The sequence below is a fragment of the Saccharopolyspora montiporae genome, from assembly GCF_015209505.1.
Lineage (GTDB): Bacteria > Actinomycetota > Actinomycetes > Mycobacteriales > Pseudonocardiaceae > Saccharopolyspora > Saccharopolyspora montiporae.
Genome location: NZ_JADEYC010000045.1, coordinates 18,831 through 39,704 on the forward strand (window position 1 = coordinate 18,831; position 20,874 = coordinate 39,704).

Here is a 20,874-nt window from a genome sequence, read left to right on the forward strand (position 1 = left end):
CGGATCATCCCGTGGTGCACTGCTCGTCGCGGGTGGTGGCGCACACGTCGCGCACGCTGTCGAAGGTGTGGTCGTCGACCGGGACGAATCCCCAGTACCCGCCGGTGCGGCAATCGCCCGCGCAGAAACCGTTCTCGCGCAGGTAGTCGGCGTTGGCCTTGTCCCGCAGCGCCCCGCTGATCTTCTCGCGCAGCTGCGGCGCGAGGTCGTCGGAGACCGCCAGCGGGGATCCCGGGATGGGATCGGACTTCCACACCACGCGCAGGTCCTCGCGGGCCAGGCCACCGCGTTCCGGGAGCAGCTCGTCGACCATGACGTCCTGCGCGAACCCGGCACCGCACTGCCCGCCGTGCACGGACAGCGCCGAGGCGTCGTGCCCGCCGGCCATGACCGGCTGCACACCGCGCTCCGGATCGATGCCCGCGTCCAGCAGCGCCGCCTTCGGGTACAGGTAACCGGAGGTCGAGTTCGGGTCCACGAAGCACACCTGCCGGTCGCGGAACCCGGACAGGTCCTGCACCGGTGAATCGGCGGGCACGACGCCGTAGGAGCGGTAGGTGGGGTCCTGCCCGCGTTCCTCGGTCTGCGCGGCGACCGGGGTGATCTCCGCGCCGTTGCGCTCGGCCACCACGTAGGACAGCGGTCCGTACAGCGCGATGTCCACCTTGCCGGTGCGCTGGCCCTCGATGACCGCGGCGTAGTCGGTGGCCTTCTGCATGCGCACCTTCTTGCCGGTCTCCCGCTCCAGCATGCGGATCAGCGGTTCGTAGTCCTGTTCCAGGTCACCGGAATCCTCGGAGGGGATGGAGGCGAACACCAGCTCGTCCGGATCGCGGTCGCCGTGCTGTCCCTCCGCGGCGCTCGGGCCGCAGGCCGACAGGACGAACGGCAGTGTGGCCGCGGCGAGCAGCACCCGCGTGCGCCGGGAGAATGGCAGCATGATCGGTCCTTCCGTCAGGTGTCGCGGCCAGCGTGCGCACCGCGGGTGGACCTGCGGCCGTCGCCGGGTGAACCCGCGGCGAACGGGCCGGGATGTTGTCGCCAACCCGACCGGACATGCCCGGCGGCGCGGCAGGTGACCGGGCCCGCGGCTACGGTCGGCGCATGCGCGGTCGCGTTCTGGTGGGCACCTCGGGCTGGGCCTACGACTCCTGGCGCGCCCGTTCTACCCGTCCGACCTGCCGCGGGACTGCGAGCTCGCGCACCTGGCGTCCCGGTTGCCCAGCGCGGAGATCAACGCCTCGTTCCACGCGCTGCCAACGATGCCGCCGCCCGCGCCCCGCTGGACGCGCTCGCCCTCACCGAACGCCTCGCCGCGCGACCATGACCGCCGGCCGCGGTCAGGACGGTGCGCGGGTGGCGTGCCGGGTGCGGAAGTGGTCGGCGAGGTCGTGCTGCTGCCGCTCGTCGAGCACCGCGGTCAGCGCGCGGACGAGTTCGGCGCGTTCGGCAGGAGAGCCGTCCATGCGCTCGATCGCCGCCAGCACGTCCTCGGCCGACTCGGGAACGCCTGCTGCGCCGCCGGTTCCGGCACTGCCGACGTCCGCGCCGTCGTGCGCAGCACCGTCGGTCCCGGTTCCGTTCGTCCCGGTTCCGTCGGTGCCGTTGGCTTCCAGGGCACCGGCGGGCGGCGAATACGCCGCGCGGAACGAGGTCTCCGCGCCCGGTGCGAACATCTCGGCCCACTGGGTGCGCAGCTGGTGCGCGCTCGGCTGCCCGGTGTCGGCCGCGGCCTCGGCGAGGCGGCGGAAGTCGTCGATGCGCGCCACGGCCTCGTCCACCCGATAGTCGTTGTGCACCAACCACCAGACCAGGGTGCTGCCGGGGGTTTTCAGCACGTCCTGCGCCAGGTGTTCCCGCTTGTCGCGCTCCGACTCGCGCCGGCGCTCCCAGAGCAGCTGATCCTTGCGCGCATCGGTGAGCTCGCGCAGCCGCTCGGCGTCTGAATCGGCCAGCGCCACCCGCACGTCCACCGCCCACGCCTCGACCCGCCCGGACTCGTCGTGCCGCACCGCACCGAGCAGCGAATCGAGCCGGTGCTGCAGCAGCGGGTAATCGTCCGGGCCGGTCAGTGCCGCTTGCTCGGCGGCCTGCTCCACCACCAGGTGCACGGCGCGCCCGCCCGGATCGGCGTGCGGCATGCCGGGCGCCTCGGGCACCTGCCGCCAGCACACCCGGGCGGAGAACCAGAACCGGTAATCGTCCGCCGAGCTGCGCAGCGGAATCTCCTGCACCGCGCGGGTTTCCGGATCTTTCGGTTGCGGATCCGGCTGCGGCGTACGGTTTTCCGGCTGCGGCGTACGGTTTTCCGGCTGCGGCGTGCGGTCCGCGGGATCGGTGCGGGCGCGGCGGTGCCGGAGCAGCAACAGCTCGGCGACCGGCACCGGCACCAGCAGCAGCACCACCGCGGACACCGCCCACGACCACACCGGAGCACCGGCCCGCACGCCGAGCACGACCGCCAGCAGGCCGGCGAGGAACGAGAGCACGCGCAGCAGGTTGCGCTGTTCCCGGGTCATCGGTGGGTCCTCCCGCCGTCATCGCCTCGGCACCGGGCCGTCCGGTGCGCGGCACGACCCCATTCGGTACCGGCAACGCGGCACCCTTGGCGAGATCCGAAGATCAGGTCGAACCGATGGGAGCAGGGACGGCGACCCAGCGTCGCGCATGATCATCGCGCCGGCAGCGCACCGGAGTTGCCGGGCGATCCCCGATCGGACGATCGGGTAGCTATCCGTCGCCGCAAGTGCAGCGTCGCGCACGTGCAGTACCGGTCCGATCACCCGTGGCGGGTGTGCGAGCTCTCCTACCTCGCCGCGCCCGGACATGCGACTATCTAGCGGACGGAGTTCCTGCAAGGTGGTGGCAATTGCGATTACCCGGTAGCGCGGTGCGCGGTGCGGCGTGCGCGGCGGCCCTGCTGGTGCTGTCCGGCTGCGGGTTCAGCGGTGCGGAAACGGGCGACCGGCCCCTGCAGGCGGCGATGGCGTTCAGCCCGCAGAGCGGCTGGGACCCGGCCTCGGACGACGCGCTGATCCTGTCCCGGCTCGGCGTGACCGAGACGCTGGTGGACGTCGCGCCGGACGGTGCGGTGCATCCCGACCTGGCCGAGTCCTGGCAGCGGGTCTCCCCCGTCGAGTGGCGGTTCACCCTGGCGCCCGGCGTCCGCTTCCAGTCCGGCGAGCCGGTGACCGCGCAGGCCGCGGCCGACTCGCTGCGCCGGGTGACCTCGTCGGCCGCCCCGCCCCGCGCGCTGCGCGACGTGCTGGCCGGCGTCGACGCGCCGGACGAGCGGACCGTGCAGGTGCGCACCGCGCAACCGGATCCGATCCTGCCGCAGCGGCTGGCCACCGCGAACGCGGCCGTGCTCGCCCCGGGCGCGGTCGGCGAGGACGGCACCGTCGACCCGGCCGCCGGAGCCGGCACCGGCCCGTTCGAGGTGACCCGCGTGCACGGCGTGCAGAGCGTCGACCTGCGGCGCAGCGACAGCTACCGCAGGCAGCCGGCGCACGTGGACGCGGCCCAGGTCCGATTCGTCGACGACGCCTCCGCCCGGGTCAACGGCCTGCGCAGCGGCGAGTTCGACCTGATCGACAAGGTCCCGGTGGCACAGCTGGAGCCGCTGCGCTCGGCCGAGGACGTCGAGATCGACTCGCTGGAGCTGCCGCGCACCACCGCCCTGCACATGAACACCGCGGAGGGACCGTTCGCCGACCAGCAGGTCCGCGAAGCCGCCGAACGCGCGGTGGACCGCACCGGGCTGGTGGACGGGGTACTGCAAGGCGAATCGCTCCCCGCCGCCCGCTACTTCGGCCCCGGCGTGCCGTGGGGCTCGCGGGAGAAGCCGCCCGCGGGCGATCCGGCGGCCGCGCAGCGCGCGCTGACCGCGGCCACCGGTGAGCGGCGGATCCCGGTCACCATCGCCACCTACCCGGAACGCCCGGAACTGCCCGCGCTGACCACCGCGCTGGCCGACCAGCTGGGGCGCGCCGGATTCGACGTGCGCATCGTGCAGGAACCGTCCGACCGGGTGGAACCGAAGATCTTCAACGGCGAGGTGGACGCCGCGGTCTACTCGCGCAACTACCTCGTCGACGTGCCCGACGCGGCGAGCTACCTGGCCAGCGACTTCAGCTGCGCGGGCGGGTTCAACCTGGACCACTGGTGCGATCCGCGGCTGGACGCGCTGCTCGGTGGGCTGGACGCGGTCGACGACCGGGAGCAGCGCGCCGAGGTCTTCCGCGAAGCCAGTGAGCTGCTGGACGAGCACGTGGTCGGCGTCCCGCTGGCGCACGACCAGGACCGCATCGCGCACAGCACCGCCGTGACCGGTGTCGCCACCGACCCGCTGGAACGCGAACTCCTGACCGAGGAGGTCTCCCGCCGATGACCGCGACCGCACAGGCCCCCGCGTCCGTGGTGTCCTATTGGGACGGACGTGCCCGGGACGGCTACGACGCCCAGCCCGGGCAGAACCCGGCCCGCGAGCTGTGGTCGCAGCGGGTGGCGCCGCTGGTGTCCGCGGCCGTCGGCGACGGAGCGCAGGTGCTGGATTCCGGCTGCGGCACGGGTTTCCTGGCCACGCTGCTGGCCGCGCGCGGACACCGGGTCACCGGGCAGGACGCCTCGCCGGGCATGCTGGCCGTGGCCGAGGAGCGCGGCGTCGCCGAGGCGCTGGACGTGCGCTGGCTGGTGGGCCCGGCCGGAGCGCCGCCGGAAGGCCCGTTCGACGCGGTGGTGACCCGCAACGTGCTGTGGACGCTGCCCGATCCCGCCGATGCGGTGCGCGCGTGGCGCGGGGCGCTGCGCCCGGGCGGACTGCTGCTGATCACCGACGGGTTGTGGGGCGCGGCCGAAACCGGTGAACCCCGCACCGACGAGCGCTTCGACACGCACTACTCGGACGTCACCGCGCAGCTGCCCTACGGCGCGGGCCTGGACTTCGACCGCTGCGCCGCGCTCGTGGCCGGCTGCGGATTCACCGGGATCGCCGAGCGCACCGGCGTGTTCGACACCGCGCCGTACCCCAGCGCACCCGGGTTCTTCGTGCTCTGCGCCCGCGCACCGCACGAGCAGCTGCCGGGTTGACCGCCGCGCGCGCAACCGTGCTGCGGCTCGCGCTCACCCCGTTCGTGCTGGCCGGGGTCGTGCTGCTGGCGGTGCTGCTGCCGGAGCTGACCGGGGTGGACGCGGCGCGCAGCGTGCTGTCCGGCCGCTACGCGGACGGCGATGCGGATCCGCAGGTGCTCGAAGCGCTGCGCGCCCAGCTCGGGATGGACCAGCCGCTGCCGCAGCGCATCGCCGACCGCATCGGCGGCCTGCTCACCGGTGATCTCGGCGCGTCGTGGGTGTCCGGGCAGGACGCGGCCGCCGAAGTGCTCGCGGCGGCGCAGATCTCGCTGAGCATCGTGGTCGGCTCGATGCTGCTGTCCTTCGCGCTGGGCTTCGGCACCGGCCTGCTGGCCGCGCGGCGCACCGGGTCGGCCGCCGACCGCGCGGTGCGGGTGCTGAGCAGGTTCGCCGCCGCGCTGCCGGAGTTCGCGCTGGCCCCGCTGCTGGTCGTGGTGTTCGCGGTCGGGTTGCAGCTGCTGCCCAGTTCCGGGTGGCGCGGCCCGGAGTACGCGATCCTGCCGCTGGCCTCGCTGGTGCCGTGCCTGGCCGCACCGATCGCGGTCACCACCCGCGAGCACGCGCGCTCGCTGCGCGAGCGGACGTTCGCCGCGGCGGCGCAGGCCAAAGGTCTCGGCACGGCCCGGATCTGGCTGCTGCACATCGGAAAGCCCGCGCTGCCGCCCGCGTTGGCGCTGCTGACCTACAGCGCGGCCGGTGCGGTCGCGGGCACCACGGCGATCGAGGTGGTCTTCGACATCCCGGGTCTGGGCAGCACGCTGGTGGAAGCGGTGCGCACGCAGGACGTCCCGCTGGTGCAGGGCGGGCTGGTGGCGGCGGCACTGGCCGCGCTGGCGATCGGCGCGCTCGGCGATGCCGCCGCGCTCGCCGCGGATCCGCGGACGAGACGGGGGGCGGCGTGATCGCGCAGTTGACCGCCCGGCCGGTGCGCGCGGGCCTGTCCGCGCTGGTGCTCGCGGTGCTGGTGGCGGGCTGGCTGCGCAATCCGCTGCGCACCGACATGGCCGCGGTGCTGGACGGCCCGTCGGCGCAGCACCCGCTGGGCACCGACGAACTCGGCCGCGACGTGCTGGCCCGGCTCGCGCACGGCGCACCGCTGACGCTGGGTGCGGCGGGGGCGGCCCTGCTGCTGTCGGTGCTCATCGGCGTGTTCGTGGGCGGGCTGACCGGGCGCAGCGGCGGCCGGATCGCGGTGCTGGTGCGCGGGCTGATCGATGTCGCGGTAGCGCTGCCGCCCGTGCTGGTGGCCATCATCGCCGGGCTCATCGGCGGACCCGGCCGGATCACGCTGGTGTTCGCGCTGGTCAGCGTCGGATGGTTGCCGTTCGCCCGGCAGGTGGATGCCCAAGTGGCCGCCGTGCGCGGCGAACCGTGGGTCCGCGCGCACGAAGCGCTGGGCGCTTCGCCGGTCCGCGTGCTGCGCGTGTCGGTGCTGCCGGCCGTGCTCCCCGCGGTCGGTGCGCTGGCCGTCGTCCGGCTGCCTGCGCTGATCAACACGGTCGCCGCCCTGGGCTTCCTCGGCCTCGGCCCGCCACCGCCCAGCCCGGAATGGGGCGCCATGCTGGCCGAATCGGTCGACCACCTGGAAACCGCACCCTGGCTGCTGCTGGCCCCGCTCCTGGCCGTCCTCGCCGTGCAAACCCTCCTCGCCGGCACCGGGCGCACCGACCACCGACCGACCTGAACGGCCTATCCGGGAATGCCGAGATCGCGCAGGTACGCGATCCGGGCGTTGACGGCCGCACGGATCGTGATCCTAGTCGGGCAGGTGATCAACACCGCACGCGCGCAAGGCGGCCCGGGTGGCGAGGTCGACATCGCGGCGCTGGAAGGCTGCCGCCAACGCGTCGGCGTCGCTCCGCGCCAACCGGCCCGGCTCGGGCACGCGGATCTTGCGCAGGTACTGCGACTGGAAGCGCAGGGTGCCGCCGCGCATCCGGCGGCTGCTTGCGGGCGATATGCCGCCCGGTGAGCTGTTCACCGTGCCGCGCGCAATGTTCCGCGAGGCGCGGGTAGCGCTCCAGATCCACGAGTTCGCCGTCGGGCGTCCACGGGTTCACCAGATAGGTCCCGGACCAGGCCAGGTGCCCACCTCTGATGTCGGCGACCATCGCGAGCGGCAGGAGCCGGTCGCGCTCGACCAGGTCGTCGTCCTGCGTCAGGTAGACCTTGTCGGCCCCCGTCGCGATCCCGATGCCCACCCGCGTGCCGGTCGCGGCATCGTGCAAAGGGGCGAGCCGTTTCTCCAGGTCCGCCAGGAAGGCCAGCCGCTCCGGGCTGCCGACCGGCCACGAATCGGCGTGCTCGAACCAGCCGGTCGTCCGGGAAGCGGTGAAGCTGCTCTCCCGAACGGAGGAGGTCGCCCCGCGGCGCGACCATTCCAGCAGTTCTGCGGCCTGCGCACTGCCGAATTCCGCGGTCGTGTCAGCGACGAGCGCGCTGCCTTGCCGGCCGTTGCGCAACACCGTGACCGCGGGGTAGGCGGACACGGGCTCCTCGAAGCAGTCGACCTCGTGCATGGAGAGGACGGCATCCACGGCGAAGTCGCGGCACACGAGCTGCCGCAGTGCCCGCCCGTACTGGTTGCGCATCCACCGGTCCGCGCAGATGAAGCCGAGCGCTCCGCCCGGACGCAGCGCGGAGAGCGCGGCTTCGAGAAAACCGACGTACAGGTCGGCCCGGCCGATCATGCTGGGCCAGCGTTCCCGGTAGGCGATCAACCGATCATCGGGGATGTCCTCCAGGCGAACATACGGCGGGTTGCCGACGACGAAGTCGGCTCCGTGCTCCGCCGGCCCGCGGAGCAGGAAATCCCCGGCCCGCACCCACATCCGCGCGACGCTTTGCGCATCGTCCGGCGGCCACCCCTGCTGCACCAGCGTCTCGGCGACGCGCTCGCGGCTGGCGACCACGTTCCGGGGCAGCAGGTCGTAGGCGCGCACGGATTCCGCCGCGTCGAGGATCGATCTCCCCGCCAGCCCGCACGAGCGGCCGACCCGCTCGGCTACGGCGCCGAGGAAAGCACCTTCCCCGCAAGCCGGCTCCACCAAGGTGCGCGCTGCCAGATCGGTGGACGGGACATAGCCGACCAGGTCGAGAACGAGGTCCACCACCCAGCTCCGGGTGAAGACTTCGCCCTGCTCGATCGCGTCATCGGGGATCCCGCCCACGCACGCGGTGGTATCGGCAGGCAGGTCGAACAAGGTCACCCGCCCCAGCGTAGGCGACTCCGCAGTGCTGCTCCGGGGGCGACCCGCAGCGCGGACCGGTCGACGTGGGCGCGCGGACCGGCACGAACTGCTCCACCGCAACCGGGAGGTCGGCACCGCGCAACCGGGGCGCCTCACCCGAGCCGGCGATGCCCTGGATCACCTGCTGGAGTGCCCCCGGGACGATCCGCTGACCTGCCCGGCGACCGGCGCGCACCTCACCGACCGGGTGGATCGGGTGCTGCGCGCACTGTCCGGTGATGCCTGACCGGACACCCCGGCCGCCCGCCCGAGTGGTACACGGACCCCATTCCCACCCTTCCCGGCGAACACCGCATACACGGCGTTCACCAGCGAATACTCGGCGAAATCCGAGTCCTGCTCGTATGATCCGGCCCATGTGATCGCCATCACTGATCCGCGACCGGGAGGGGGCTGCTCATGACGGGTGGCACCGCGAGCGAGCAGGACAACGACACCGGCGGCGCGCAACCGCGCAACGGCACGGCACTCGTCGTGGGCGCGTCGATCATCGCCGCGTTCGGCGGGTTGCTCTTCGGCTACGACACCGGCGTGATCTCGGCAGCGCTGCTCTACATCCAGCCCGAGTTCGGGCTCGGCGACATGATGCAGCAGATCGTGGTCTCGTCGATCCTCATCGGCGCCGTCGTCGGCGTCATCATCGGCGGTCCGCTCGCCGACCGCCTCGGCAGGCGCAACACCCTGCTCGGCGTCACGGTGCTGTTCACCGTGGCGACGCTGGGGTGCGCGCTGACCCCGTCCACGGGACTGCTGGTGCTGTCCCGCGGATTCCTCGGCGTGGCCATCGGCATCTCGTCACTCGTGGTGCCCAGCTACATCGCCGAGATGTCCCCGCCGCACCGGCGCGGGACGCTGGTCTCGCTGCACCAGTTCATGGTCACCGTGGGCATCCTGGCCTCCTACATCGTCGGCTACGCGCTGTCCTCGGCCGGGTCCTGGCGCTGGATGCTCGGCGTGGCGACGGTTCCCGCGGTGCTCATGTTCTTCGGCCTGCTGGGCCTGCCGGAGAGCCCGCGCTGGCTGCTCACGCACGGCAGGCCGGAACAAGCCCGCGCGGTCCTGGCCCGCACCCGGCCCGCCGACCACGTGGACGCGGAACTGGCCGAGATCCGCGAGGCGGTGCAGACCGAGGGCCGCATCACCTACCGCGACCTGCTGGGGCCCCGCTACCGGCGGTGGATCTCGGTCGGCGTGGCCGCGGCGGGCAGCAGCCAGGTCGTCGGGGTCAACGCGGTGATCTACTACGCGCCGACGATCCTGAAGAACGTGGGATTCGGCGACACCGGCGCGATCCTGGCCTCGGTCGGCATCGGGTCGCTGAACGTGCTGTTCACGATCTTCGCGCTGGTGTTCATCGATCGGCTCGGCCGCAGGCCGCTGATCCTGGGCGGCACGGCGGTGGTCATCGGCGCGCTGATCCTGATCGGTTTCCTGTTCACCCAGCCCGTGCAGGGCACGGTGGCGGTGCTGCTGATCCTGGCGCTCGTGGTCTACCAGTCCGCGTTCGCCTGCAGCCTCGGCATCGCGATCTGGCTGGTCAACAGCGAGATCTTCCCGAGCAGCGTGCGCGGCAAGGCCGGTTCGTTCGGCATCGTCACGCACTGGGGCCTGGACCTGCTGGTGTCCATCTCGGTGCTGACGCTGATCGACCTGTTCGGCGGGGCGTCCGGCGTGTTCTGGCTGTACGCGGTGCTCGGCGCCTGCGGGTTGGTCTACCTGTACCGCTGGCTGCCGGAGACCAAGGGCCGCACGCTCGAACAGATCGAGTCCGACCTCACGGCGCGCTCGGCCAAGCACACCCACGCGGGCTGACCCCCACAGCGCGACGTCCCCGGGTCGCGGCCCGGGGACGTCGCGCGTCGGGTCAGCCCTGCGGCGCCGAGTGGTCGAACGACGCCCAGACTTCGCCGTAGCAGAACGCCGGATCGAGATGGGGGAGCCGGGTGTTGACGGACCACGCCTCCGCCCCCATGCCGTTCGGGAAGAGCCCGGACGAGGGCATCTGCCCGGAGATGTCCTGCGAACGCCCCTCGATGCCCCTGATCCCCGGGATGAAGAACGCGCCGTCCGTGTAGATCCGCACGTTGCCGCCCACCGCAAAACCCCCGGTGAGCCGGAAGAAGTCATTCTTCCAGGTGTACGCGCCGTCGGAGTTTCCCCACAGGCTCATCGCCGAGCAGTCGGCAGTGGCCTCTGCATACCCCTCCTCGACGACCCGCTGCTGCGTCTCGTCCACACCGGCCGCGTCCAGGGCGTCGGACGCGCTCAACTCGGGATTCGCCTGCACCGCCTGCTCGATCAGGTCCGCCTGTTCCTGGGTGATCTCGACTCCCCGCGTCTGCACCTGCGCGAGGGGCTGCTCGTCGGGCTGCTCCGGTTGCGCCGCCGCTGGTCCGGCGGTCCCGACCGCGGAGAGCACGAGTGCCGCGGTAGCGATCTTGCTGAGCGCCTTCATCGGAACCCGGGAATTGCGCATGGATCCTCCGTTCCCGCCGCGCAGCGCGCGGGACTGCGGGCGAATGCCGACAGGTTGGCGAATCGAGTCCTTTATGACCGATTCCGCGGATCAGTCTCAGCCGCGCCGCACCGGTGCGCCACCGCGAACCGCGCACCGTGACCGGACGGGCGAGTTCGCCGCGCTCCGGGGTTCGATGTGCGAAAGATCAGCTCAGGGAGCGGGGGCGAGCGTGCAGGGGAGGCTGCGGTAGCGGCGGACGTAGTGGCCGGTGGCGAACTCGCCGCGCGCGGCGTGCACCGCGAATCCCGGGTACCGGGCGAGCAGTTCCTCCAGCACGACGCGGGCTTGCAGCCGGGCGGCGTGCGCGCCGAGGCAGTGGTGCGCACCGACGCTGAACGCGAGGACGTTGCGCGGTGCGCGGGTGATGTCCAACCGCTCGGCGTCCGGCCCGTACCGGCGCGGATCCCGGTTCGCCGCGGCGTACAGCAGCAGCACCTTGCGCCCGGCGGGGATCGTCCGGTCGCCCAGCTGCACGTCGCGCGTGGTGGTGCGGGCGAGTCCCTGCACCGGGCTGGTGAGCCGCAGCAGTTCCTCCACCGCTTCCGGGATCAGCCGGGGGTCGGCGGCGAGCGCGTCCCGCTGCTCGGGGTGCGCGGTGAGCAGTTCGGCGCCGGCGCTGAGCAGACCGGTGGTGGTGTCGTTGCCGCCGGCGACCATGGTGAACGCGAAGCCCAGGATGCGGATCGGGCCGAGCGGGTCATCATCGCCGAAAACGCCGATCAGGTCGGAAATCACGTCGTCCCCGGGGTCGGCGCGTTTCCACTCGACGAGCCGCTGGAAGTAGTCGAACAACCCGGCCACGGCATCCGGGGTGGCCAACGGGTCGCCGCCCGCCGCGGCCGCGACGATGTCGTCGGTCCACCGGTCGAACTGCACGCGGTCAGCCTCCGGCACGCCGAGGTAGTGCGCGACGACGAAGCTCGGCAGCGGTTTGAGCAGCTCGGCGACCAGGTCCACCTCGCCGCGCCCGGCCAGCCGCTCCAGCCGGCGCACGACGAACTCCCGCACCTGCGGTTCGATCGAGTCGATCCGGCGCGGGGTGAATCCCCGGTTGATCAGCGCGCGGAAGTCGGTGTGCTCGGGCGGATCGAGGAACACCATCGGCGTGGCGTCACCGAGCCCGGCCCGGCGCAGTTCATCGGATTCGACGGTGAGCCCGCGCGCCGAGGAGAACGTCGAAGGATCCTTGGCCGCCGCAGCCACGTCCGCGTAGCGGGACAGCACCCAATAGTCGCCGCGTTCGACGTGGTGCACCGGATCGCGCTCGCGCAGCTGCTCGTACATCGGGAACGGGTCCCGCCAGGTCTCGGCCGACCTCGGAACGAATCCCCGGAACTCGTGCGCAGCCACATCGCGACGGTGCGCCGGTGATCGGCGGGCCCGCACGGCCGGACACCACTCAGCGGGACGGCACTGCTCCGATCGGCGAACCCGGCCCCTCCGGCACCGCGCGACCAGTAACCTCACCGGGACGAGCCACCCAGGAGGAGACCGTGACCGAGGACAGCGAGCGCACCGACGGGCAGGATCCGATGGAGGAGAGCTTCGACCAGCTGCGGCTCAGCGCCACGAGGCTGCGCATGGTGCACGAGGAAGGGCGCAGGCACGTGGGATCCGTCGACACCGGCAACGCGGAGACCAATGCGCTGGTGCAGAGCGTGCTGTCGGAGCTGTTCGAGCGCACCGGCCAGCTCGCCGACGACACCGACCGCACGGTCGAGCACTTCCACCCGCTCTACCAAGCGGACAAACGCGCAGGCCGCGCAGGCCCCGACCGCGAGGCGAGCGAGGAGCCGTAAGCCGCCTCAAGCAGCGGCGCGGCGCCGGGCGCGTGGACACGGCGCCGCCCGCCCCGCAGTGCTTCTCGACCTAGGCCGACTGGTCGAACGTGCCTGCCTTCAGGTCGGTGATGAACGCCCGGAAAGCGGTTGCTTCGACTTCGAGGATGGGGCTGGCTTCGGCTAACTTCGAGTCCCGAATACCGACGAGCCCCGCGGCCGTGCCGAATTCGACGCAGTTGCCTTGATCGCTGCCGCTGTAGGACGACTTCGTGAACTCCACCTGCGTCCAGTTCATGCCCGAGTTGGCCATGCCGCTCAGTCCTTTCGCGCGTTGCTTCCGGCGAACCGGCGTGCCAGTTCGCGCACGAAGTTACGTGACTCCACGGGGCCCGAGGCGACGCCGTGGAGCCTGCCGAGCAACTCGGTATAGCGGTGCACGGCTTCAGGCGGCTTGTCGAGGTAGACCGCATCCCCGTAAATCTCGATGTAGACGATGTCGGTACTGGTGTCGGCGTCGAACCGGAAGATCACGAAGTCGTAGCCGACATCGCCGTAGGACCGGATGTCGAACGGGATGATTCGGATCGTGACGTTCGGCAACAGCGCCAGCTCCGCCAGATGGTGCAACTGCGCAGCCATCACGTCCCGGGTACCGATCTGGCGACGCAGCGCCGATTCACTGAGCACGAAAGAAGCGTGCGGAGCCCCCTCGCCCGTCAACAGAGCTTGCCGCTCTTGCCGCACCCGCACGGTGTCCTCGCCGGCTTTGCCACTGGAGTCATCCCCGCGGCCGTCGAAGATGGCACGGGTGTAGTCCTCGGTCTGGAGGTTCCCGGGCAGGACCTCGGAGGCGACCACCATCACCTCGGTGGCACTGCGTTCGAAGTCGCGGAACGCGCGGAACCAGCGCGGACCGAGGTAGAGCGCGGTCTCGTCTTTGGGGCGGCCGCGACGACGACGCGCGCCCTGCGCCAACTCCCGGCACCACTCCCGGTCCTTCTCAGGCGCCTCGTACAACGCCAGCAGAGCTTCGAGCTCAGCCTTGGAGATGCTGACCTTGCCGTTCTCCACCCGGCTGATCTTGTTGTGCGCCTTTCCCAAGTGCTCGGCGGCTTCGTCCTGGTTCAGGCGGGCGGTCTCGCGCAACCGACGCAGCTCATTGCCGAGCTGTCGCTGCTGCATCGTGATGGTCGCCGACGGGCTGGACACCAAGAGCCCCTTCCTTTGGCCGCTCGACGCGGACGCCACGTTCACCCAGACAGATGTATTTACATTATGTACTTACACTTTTAATCTGGCGATGCCCGGCAAGCCAAGCAGCAGAAAGTACAAGATGTACTTCCATATCACGTGCGCACCCAGCGATTCCCCCGCTCCCGACGCAAACCGAGGACGGACTGGCCACTCTCTCGCTAGGTAGCCCAGCCTTCCCACCCCGTTCGGGCCGAGCGTGAACTGCTGCGCCGCCACCCGAACCCCGTGAACTCCACGGTGCGCAGCCAACAGCAGGTGTGGTCGCCACAGATCGCGCCCCGCTGCGATCCGCCTGCTCGCCGCACCCGCCCGGTTCCGCGCGGCCTGACCTCCCCCGACCCCAGGCCGCGCGGAACCCCTTGCCCACTCACCGACCTCGGAGACACACATGTCAGCACCACCAATCCTGTGCAGCGCACAGCACAGGACAGCTCACGCCGAGATCGGAGCCGTCAGTGCCATCGCGAGGTCCTGCTACCGCGCGCCGATCCTGGTTGAGGCGCTGCAGGAACGGGAATGGCGGCAGCCGAGGTCGAACGCCAACACCGTGCCTGCTCCACCGGCGGTGCAGGCGTGATCCGCCCCTGGACCGACCGACACGGAACCGTACACATCCGCGCCCCGCGCGCCGGCGAGACGGAATGCGGACTGGACGCCGGACTGCACACGAACACCCCGCCCCGGCGGGCGTGCGACGACTGCGTGCGCAGATCGATGGGCCGGGTCGAGACTAGCCATGACGGGACGGCCGCAAAGACGCTCACCGGGCCGCCGATCCCCGGGCCAACGCTCATCGAGCGCGTTGATGCAGGGACAGGAGGGCACCCCGACAGCGAAGACTCGACGTCCACAGGGGATTAGTCGAGGTGTAGCTTGCTCATCGTTCGAGCGTTCGCACCCGCACCACTGGCGACCGAGTGCACGATCCCGTTGTAGACCAAATCCCACAGGTCCCGGTTGTACTGGATCTCCAACAAGCTCAGCAGAACGTAGCCGCCGTGCTCGTCCCGCATCTCCAGGTCCCCACTTCCCATCGTGCCACTGACCTTGACCTCGGCCAGCTCGTACGTGCGCACTCGGGACTTGTCGCTGCGGGCGAACCAATCCGCGCCCGCCGAGAACCCCGGCTGACGACCCCTGAAGTAGAAGAAGACCGGCTGAGCCAGCAGGATCAGCCACATGTACCACAGACCGACCCAGGCAAATCCCCACAACGCCACCGTCATGACAACGGCCAGGGCTGCGGCCACCCACAAGCCGGTCACCACACTGTCCTTCGGCGAGCGCTGGTACCACTCCAGTCTCGGCCTCTCGCCCTCGGCGGGCGACGGACACTGCGCCTGATCAGGGTCAATACCGTTCTTTTCAGCCATATCCGCACGCAGAACCGGCGCGCGCGGAGGACGCGGTTCGCCGGTGATCGTGTCGGGTCGTGGCGCTGCGTGCGGCACTGATCTTTCTCCATCCCTCAAGGCAGGAGATGAAGAACATTTCTGGTCTGCGTCCCAGCACTCGCCCCATTCGCTACGGAATACACGATTCCGTTGTAGACCAAATCCCACAGGTCTCGGTTGTACTGGACCTCCCGCAGGCTGACCTGTGCCCAACCATCATGCTTGTCCTTGAGCTCAAGATTCCAGCTACCGGCGGTGCCGTGGACGGCAACCTCGGACAGCTCGTACAACCGCACATATGTTTCCGACCGCACCGCAAACCATTCGGCCCCGGCCGAAAACCCTTTCGCGCGCCCCACGAGCGAATACAGGGGGATCGGCGACACGACGATCGCCCACATCCACCACACGTAGATCCACTCAAATCCCCACAAGGCCAGGCTCACGAAACCAGCAAGGAATACCGAAAACCATACCCCGATTACGAAGTACTCCCTGATGGAGCGTTGGTACCATTCCAACGCTGGCCCTTCACCCACGGGGGAACCTGGACATCTGGCGCGCGCTGAGCGTCCGTTGTTCTTTTCAGCCATGTCCGCACGGAGCACCGGTGCGCGTGGCGGCCTGGGCTCGCCCGTCGCACTGTCGGGGGTCGGACCTGATTCCGGCATCATCCTACCGATCCTCGTTCTCAGTCACTCGCAGCTGACCAAATGGCGTCGACCTGAAACCGATTCCGACACCAGCCACGCCACCAACGACCGCGCCCACTGGACCCCCGATGCAAGCGCCGATCACGGCTCCACCGACGAAACCACTCGTATTGGACACGACCGATTGCGTGGCGCCCTTGCCCTGCATGACGTCGACACCGACACCAGCAGCCGTAAACACCGCCCCGGCAATCGGAAGTTTCCCTCCCACCTTTGTTGCCCCTCGAAGGAACATGTTCGATGGGGGTTTTGTCCCCTCTGGAACAATCTTGGCGTCCAGGGCCTTGGTGATCCGTGGTGGCACGTACTTGTCCACGAACTGTGATGCCTTCGTGGCGGTTGCCATGTTCACGGCGAACTGCTTTTCCATGGTCCGTTCCGCCGCGATCGTGGCTGCTTTGAGCTTGCCTGCGGGGCTCATGATGCTCTCGCTGGCCATGTGCGAGGCGAGCGCGGGGCTCTTGACGTTGGCCGCGGCGGTCCGCCACGCGGAGGTGCGAGCGGCGATCGCGGCGCCGGCACCAGCGGAGATATCGCCGAGGGTCACCGCGAATTTCGCGGGATCGAAGGTGCCGGAGAGGAACTGGACGACCTGTGCCTGGGAGCTGGTCTCCTTGTCCCGCGCCTTCTGCACGATCTCGCTCGCCTCGCTGTACGCCTGGACCTTCTTGGTGTACTCGGCATTGGCGTGCGCGAGTGCGCCGTGCTGCGCTGCCTCGGCCGGGCTGGCGTTCTCCGGCAACGTGCCCGGGTCACGAGGTGCGGGCCCGGGATCTTGGATCTTGAACCCACGGACGGTGAGACCGCCTTCCCGTGCGATGTCCCGCGCGTCCTGCATCCACTTGTGCACGGTGTTCAGGTCGTCCTGGTGGGTCTCCAACTGAGTGAGCAGGCTGGCGATCAGCAGAGTCTGACTGCTCGCCAGCTTGTCGCCCTCGGTCATCAGCTGCCGAGCACGGTCACCTGCCTCCCCCGTCCACCCGCTTTCCGAGTCCCCGCGAGCGGACACGAAGGCACTCGCGATGTCTTCCAAACCGACGCACCGCTCGCGCATCCACCGCGCCGACTCGGTCAGGGAATCCGGGTCACCGTCGACCTCGGTGTCTAGCTCTGCCATCTCGGATATCCCCTGTTACCGGTCGTGCGGGTGGTCGGCGCCGGGCTGAGCGTCCTGCAGGTGCGCAGTGGAGTCGAGGTCGGTCTCCACGTAGAGATCACGCCCCTCGGCCACCGCATCTCCCACACCGCCTGCGCTGGCCGACATGTTCGCTACGCCCTCGCAGATCGTGCGCATGGCGGCTTCGATCACGGCCGTGATCTCACCCGCCTGCGGAATCGGTGGTTCGCCTGCGTGCGCATCCACATCAGTGCTGGCGTTGCGCAGTGTGCTCGCCACCGACGACAACGTTTCCGGGTCGGCACCGATCCCCATCAGCCCGATCGTCGGGGCGGGAAGCGGATCGGGCTCGGTCTCGGCGAAATCGGGCACCCAGCCGCCGTCGTCGGCGCGGTGCATGGTCCAGCAGTGCCGCGCGGGCTCGGCGAGGAAGTCCTCCTCCACCAGCTCGACCAGGTGCAGGTCCAGCAGCGACCAGGTCAGCTCGAACTGCCAGCCCAACAACGCACGACGATCCGCATCCATCTCCGAATCCTCGCAGAACCGGAACCGTTGATCTCTTCGAGTTAATCCCAGCGCCGTGCCCCCGTGCTGTCGGCGCCCGGCTCTACCGTGCCGTGTGCAGGATCCAGCACGGGCGAGGGACCGGGTCTCGGGGTCACGCGGCCTCCGCAGCCCGGCCACCTGTCCTATCCGGACATGCCGCGCCCGACGGGGTCCGAGCCGATGCCGCCCTGGACCGGGTGCCGGCTCGACGAACCTCTTCCAGACCGGTGCCCCACTACCCGGCACGACGGCCCCAGGTGCCGAAAACCTCGCATCAGCCCGATGAACAGGACGAGTGGCCTCTATGACCGTTCCCGCATCGACTCTCGTGGCCCTCCTCGCGATCAGCGTCTTCGCGGGTGGGGCGGGTGCGCTGGCCGGGATCGGCGGTGGTGCGATCATCGTTCCGGTGCTGGTGCTGGGGTACGGTTTCTCCTTTCAGACCGCCGTTGCCACCTCGCTCGCGGCCGTGATCGCGAACTCGGCGATGGGCGCGTCCACCTATCTGCGGCAGGGCCTCACGCACCTCCGGTTGTCCTTCCGGTTGGAAATCGCGACCACGATCGGCGGCATCACCGGGGGCCTGGCCAGCTCGCTGATCCCGCGGCCGATCCTGGAAGGGGTGTTCGCTGTGGTCCAGTTCTTCGCCGCGTGGTTGAGCAGGCGGAAGACGGCCGGGTCCGCGGTGATCCCGGACGACCGCGGTTCGACATTCCCGCCGGACACGCTGACGACGATGGGTCTGCGCGCGTGCGAGACGGACCGCGGGATCAGCGGTCTCGTCACCGACGAGCACGACGGCACGACCAAGCACTGGACGGCGCGGAAACTGTGGCTGGGCAGCGGGGTATCCGTGTTCGCCGGATTCATGTCCGGTCTGCTGGGCGTCGGCGGAGGATTCCTCAAGATTCCCGCGATGAACATCGGGATGGGGATTCCGCTGCGAGTGGCGACCGCCAGCAGCCAGTTCATGATCGGCATCACCGCCGTGTCCGGATTCCTGGTCTATTTCGCCAAAGGAGATGTGCTGCTGTTCGTCGTGGCACCGATCGTGCTGGGGGTGACGCTCGGATCGCGGGCCGGAGTCATCCTGGCCGGCAAGGTTTCGATCTCAGTGATCCGCTGGGTGTACGTCAGCACGATCGTCGCGTCCGGAGCAGCGTTCGCGCTCTCGGCACTCGGCGTCACCTCGTTGGGCGGTCCATGACGCGGAACGAGCACGCACACCGACCACCGAGGAGTTCGGCATGACCCCGAAAGACCTATCGTCAACGCAGGCGAACAACCTCGTCGTCGCCCGTTCGCTGCGCGCGGTGCTCTACCCGGCGCTGGCCCTGATCGCCTGCGGCCTGATCTTCGCCTTGGTCGAGGGGGAACCCCTCGATGCGGGCGCGGTCGAGTTGTCGCAGATCGTCGCGCTCGACTCCACCGGCACACTGCTCGTCGCACTCGGTGTGCTCGTGCTCGCCTGCGCACCGGTCGTCGCGGTCCTCGCGGTGCTGCCCAGGCTCGTGCGCACCGGACACTGGACCCCGGCCCGCGACGCGATCATCGTACTCCTACTACTCACCCTCGCCGCCACGATCTGACCCGTCGCCGCGTACAACCGTGGCGCCCCGAGGCACATTCGGCCATGTATCTGCCCGCAGGATTCGATTCTCATGTCAACGAAAGGTTCCACTCCTTTCCACAGCCTGCTTCTCACCTGACTGGCGGTACGAAACGTCAGACCGAGAGCAAGATCATCGGTTGATCGACGTCGACGACAAGAGGGGCACATGACGCGCGACGGGCACTATGCGAGTTGTGAGAGGGCCGAGAGCCACAACTGCGCTTGCGGCGTCTGCGGTGGTGCATGGCATGGCTGGACCGGCGCAGTGGAAATCGCCCGAAACCCTGATCCACAACCGCGCCGAGCATTGCGACAAACGGCCGACGACAGGTGGAACAAGGCGTTCGCAAAGTGCAAGACACCAGGACGAGCGACCCTTCCCAAAAAAGCCGCCAGCATGGATTCTGTCATTGCAGATCTCGTCGACCTGCTCTCCGACGACGACGGGCGGAATCGCGACGGGACGTGGCGTCCGCATCACGATGACCTTGCCTCCTCATCGCCCGCAGAACGTGGTCTTCCACTGCCCCGGCACACACGCGGCAGCCACACCCAACCAATGCCCCAGGGCCGAAAGCCCGATCACAACTTTTCGGTCGATGAGCTCCGGACGATCATGGAGTCCGGGTCAACGCTCGACCAGGTCGATGCGCTGGGCACGAAAGTGTTCCAGCAGGCGTTCGACGATATCGCCGAACAGTTCGGCGGAACCGTTCCCATCGAAGTCAAGAAGGCTCTCGCCGATCACTTTTGGTGCGACTTCTTAGCGAATTCCGCGAAATACCTTTCCAAGGGAATCACGATCGCCAAGCTGCTTCCGAAACGGGTTTCCGATTGGATCTCGAAACGGATCATCAAATGGCGACAGGATCAGGATCGACTCCCCCTCGAAGACGAGATAATCCGCACCGGAACGAGGAGCATTTGCAAGCTTCTCTTGGACATCACCAATAAAGTCGATTTGCGGACGGCTCTTCTGGTGGTACGGATCCTGGCGATCCTCACGTGCAAGTCGCCGGAACGCCACCAGGCCGTCAGCAAACATTGCGTGGCCCCCATCAGCAAACATCTCACAGCGGAGACGAGGCGGCGCTTGACCCAGGTCATCGAACAAGAATGGCTCCCCGCCGTGCAGGGGGACGCGGCGCAAACACTGCGCTGAGGACATGTTCCGTCGGCGTCAACGAGCAGCACCGCGTCACCTCCGCAGTAGGGTGTGCGTTCCAGTCATGGACCGCTTCCAGGGTGAGTTCGGTGTCCGGATCGGGTTCGGGCACGCCGAGCGCGGCTCGCCGGCCGCGGTAGCGGCACAGCAGGTCGTATTCGGCGGCCCGTCTGGTCGCCGTGGTCAGACTGGTCGCCAAGAACCGGGCCACATCGGTCATCGCGGCACCGCGTTGCGGGAACTGGAAGTCGACCAGCCGCACGGTTCCCGCACAGCAAAACGGTGCGGAGCCGCCACAAAGGCGACCACCGCACCGCGGGGCCTACGGGGGCTCGGCCCCCGTATGAACATCGACGCCCCGGGAGGATGACCGGAGGTCATCGAACACGAGGC

General features: G+C 69.6%; 22 protein-coding genes. 10 read left to right on the top strand and 12 right to left on the bottom strand.

Going from position 1 to position 20,874, the window contains the following annotated elements:
* Window positions 1–4: 4 nt before the first annotated feature.
* Window positions 5–940 carry a phosphate/phosphite/phosphonate ABC transporter substrate-binding protein gene (locus tag IQ251_RS18980; RefSeq protein WP_193930352.1) on the bottom strand — a complete coding sequence of 312 codons (936 nt, stop codon included), beginning with the start codon at window positions 938–940 and terminating at the stop codon, window positions 5–7.
* A gap of 400 nt (window positions 941–1,340) precedes the next feature.
* On the bottom strand, window positions 1,341–2,519 hold the full coding sequence (locus IQ251_RS18985; protein ID WP_193930354.1) for a hypothetical protein: 1,179 nt from the start codon (window positions 2,517–2,519) through the stop codon (window positions 1,341–1,343).
* 350 nt (window positions 2,520–2,869) lie between these two features.
* Here IQ251_RS18985 and IQ251_RS18990 point away from each other — a divergent pair, with 350 nt between their 5' ends.
* The 4 genes from IQ251_RS18990 to IQ251_RS19005 are packed head-to-tail and all read left to right on the top strand — an operon-like array spanning window position 2,870 to window position 6,814.
* On the top strand, window positions 2,870–4,390 hold the full coding sequence (locus IQ251_RS18990; RefSeq protein WP_193930356.1) for an ABC transporter substrate-binding protein: 1,521 nt from the start codon (window positions 2,870–2,872) through the stop codon (window positions 4,388–4,390).
* Window positions 4,387–5,088: a class I SAM-dependent methyltransferase gene (locus IQ251_RS18995; protein WP_193930358.1), complete on the top strand. Its 702-nt coding sequence runs from the start codon at window positions 4,387–4,389 to the stop codon at window positions 5,086–5,088. Before IQ251_RS18990 ends, IQ251_RS18995 begins: the two co-directional genes overlap by 4 nt.
* Window positions 5,085–6,032, top strand: a complete 948-nt coding sequence (locus IQ251_RS19000; RefSeq protein WP_193930360.1) for an ABC transporter permease — start codon at window positions 5,085–5,087, stop codon at window positions 6,030–6,032. Before IQ251_RS18995 ends, IQ251_RS19000 begins: the two co-directional genes overlap by 4 nt.
* Window positions 6,029–6,814, top strand: coding sequence for an ABC transporter permease (locus IQ251_RS19005; RefSeq protein ID WP_193930363.1), 786 nt, complete (start codon window positions 6,029–6,031; stop codon window positions 6,812–6,814). The genes IQ251_RS19000 and IQ251_RS19005 overlap by 4 nt, the downstream gene beginning before the upstream one ends.
* Window positions 6,815–6,902: 88 nt before the next feature.
* Here IQ251_RS19005 and IQ251_RS19010 read toward each other — a convergent pair whose 3' ends face one another.
* Complete coding sequence (locus IQ251_RS19010) at window positions 6,903–8,339, bottom strand: Eco57I restriction-modification methylase domain-containing protein (protein WP_370591503.1); 1,437 nt, start codon at window positions 8,337–8,339, stop codon at window positions 6,903–6,905.
* A gap of 25 nt (window positions 8,340–8,364) precedes the next feature.
* On the opposite strand from IQ251_RS19010, the gene IQ251_RS19015 reads away from it, so the two are divergent.
* Together IQ251_RS19015 and IQ251_RS19020 are read left to right on the top strand one after the other, a co-directional pair.
* Complete coding sequence (locus IQ251_RS19015) at window positions 8,365–8,607, top strand: hypothetical protein (RefSeq protein ID WP_193930365.1); 243 nt, start codon at window positions 8,365–8,367, stop codon at window positions 8,605–8,607.
* 173 nt (window positions 8,608–8,780) lie between these two features.
* Window positions 8,781–10,193 carry a sugar porter family MFS transporter gene (locus IQ251_RS19020; protein WP_193930367.1) on the top strand — a complete coding sequence of 471 codons (1,413 nt, stop codon included), beginning with the start codon at window positions 8,781–8,783 and terminating at the stop codon, window positions 10,191–10,193.
* 52 nt (window positions 10,194–10,245) lie between these two features.
* Here IQ251_RS19020 and IQ251_RS19025 read toward each other — a convergent pair whose 3' ends face one another.
* Window positions 10,246–10,857 (bottom strand): hypothetical protein, encoded by a 612-nt coding sequence (locus IQ251_RS19025; RefSeq protein ID WP_193930368.1) that lies wholly within the window; start codon window positions 10,855–10,857, stop codon window positions 10,246–10,248.
* 192 nt (window positions 10,858–11,049) lie between these two features.
* The gene (locus tag IQ251_RS19030) at window positions 11,050–12,249 is read right to left on the bottom strand and encodes a cytochrome P450 (protein WP_370591504.1); all 1,200 of its coding nucleotides are present in this window, start codon (window positions 12,247–12,249) and stop codon (window positions 11,050–11,052) included.
* 143 nt (window positions 12,250–12,392) lie between these two features.
* Here IQ251_RS19030 and IQ251_RS19035 point away from each other — a divergent pair, with 143 nt between their 5' ends.
* Window positions 12,393–12,698 (top strand): hypothetical protein, encoded by a 306-nt coding sequence (locus IQ251_RS19035; protein WP_193930370.1) that lies wholly within the window; start codon window positions 12,393–12,395, stop codon window positions 12,696–12,698.
* A 70-nt stretch (window positions 12,699–12,768) separates the two neighbouring features.
* Here the strand turns inward: IQ251_RS19035 and IQ251_RS19040 are convergent, their stop codons facing one another.
* The 6 genes from IQ251_RS19040 to IQ251_RS19065 form a co-directional block, all read right to left on the bottom strand.
* Window positions 12,769–12,990, bottom strand: a complete 222-nt coding sequence (locus tag IQ251_RS19040; RefSeq protein ID WP_193930372.1) for a DUF397 domain-containing protein — start codon at window positions 12,988–12,990, stop codon at window positions 12,769–12,771.
* Between the two features lie 5 nt (window positions 12,991–12,995).
* A complete protein-coding gene (locus IQ251_RS19045) occupies window positions 12,996–13,889 on the bottom strand; it encodes a helix-turn-helix domain-containing protein (protein WP_370591505.1) in 894 nt (297 codons plus the stop codon).
* A 902-nt stretch (window positions 13,890–14,791) separates the two neighbouring features.
* Entirely contained in the window at window positions 14,792–15,307 is a 516-nt protein-coding gene (locus IQ251_RS19050; RefSeq protein ID WP_193930375.1) for a hypothetical protein, read from the bottom strand.
* Between the two features lie 95 nt (window positions 15,308–15,402).
* A complete protein-coding gene (locus tag IQ251_RS19055) occupies window positions 15,403–15,921 on the bottom strand; it encodes a hypothetical protein (protein ID WP_193930377.1) in 519 nt (172 codons plus the stop codon).
* A gap of 82 nt (window positions 15,922–16,003) precedes the next feature.
* The gene (locus IQ251_RS19060) at window positions 16,004–17,158 is read right to left on the bottom strand and encodes a hypothetical protein (protein WP_193930378.1); all 1,155 of its coding nucleotides are present in this window, start codon (window positions 17,156–17,158) and stop codon (window positions 16,004–16,006) included.
* A gap of 15 nt (window positions 17,159–17,173) precedes the next feature.
* Entirely contained in the window at window positions 17,174–17,683 is a 510-nt protein-coding gene (locus tag IQ251_RS19065) for a hypothetical protein (RefSeq protein WP_193930380.1), read from the bottom strand.
* A 325-nt stretch (window positions 17,684–18,008) separates the two neighbouring features.
* On the opposite strand from IQ251_RS19065, the gene IQ251_RS19070 reads away from it, so the two are divergent.
* From IQ251_RS19070 to IQ251_RS19080, 3 genes are all read left to right on the top strand, one after another.
* Window positions 18,009–18,911 (top strand): sulfite exporter TauE/SafE family protein, encoded by a 903-nt coding sequence (locus tag IQ251_RS19070; RefSeq protein WP_193930382.1) that lies wholly within the window; start codon window positions 18,009–18,011, stop codon window positions 18,909–18,911.
* A 40-nt stretch (window positions 18,912–18,951) separates the two neighbouring features.
* Window positions 18,952–19,293 (top strand): DUF1634 domain-containing protein, encoded by a 342-nt coding sequence (locus IQ251_RS19075; protein WP_193930384.1) that lies wholly within the window; start codon window positions 18,952–18,954, stop codon window positions 19,291–19,293.
* A gap of 189 nt (window positions 19,294–19,482) precedes the next feature.
* Entirely contained in the window at window positions 19,483–20,478 is a 996-nt protein-coding gene (locus IQ251_RS19080; RefSeq protein WP_193930387.1) for a hypothetical protein, read from the top strand.
* Here the strand turns inward: IQ251_RS19080 and IQ251_RS20360 are convergent.
* Window positions 20,420–20,743, bottom strand: a complete 324-nt coding sequence (locus tag IQ251_RS20360; protein ID WP_193930389.1) for a DUF1679 domain-containing protein — start codon at window positions 20,741–20,743, stop codon at window positions 20,420–20,422. The two genes, IQ251_RS19080 and IQ251_RS20360, sit on opposite strands and share 59 nt — an antisense overlap.
* Between the last annotated feature and the right edge of the window lie 131 nt (window positions 20,744–20,874).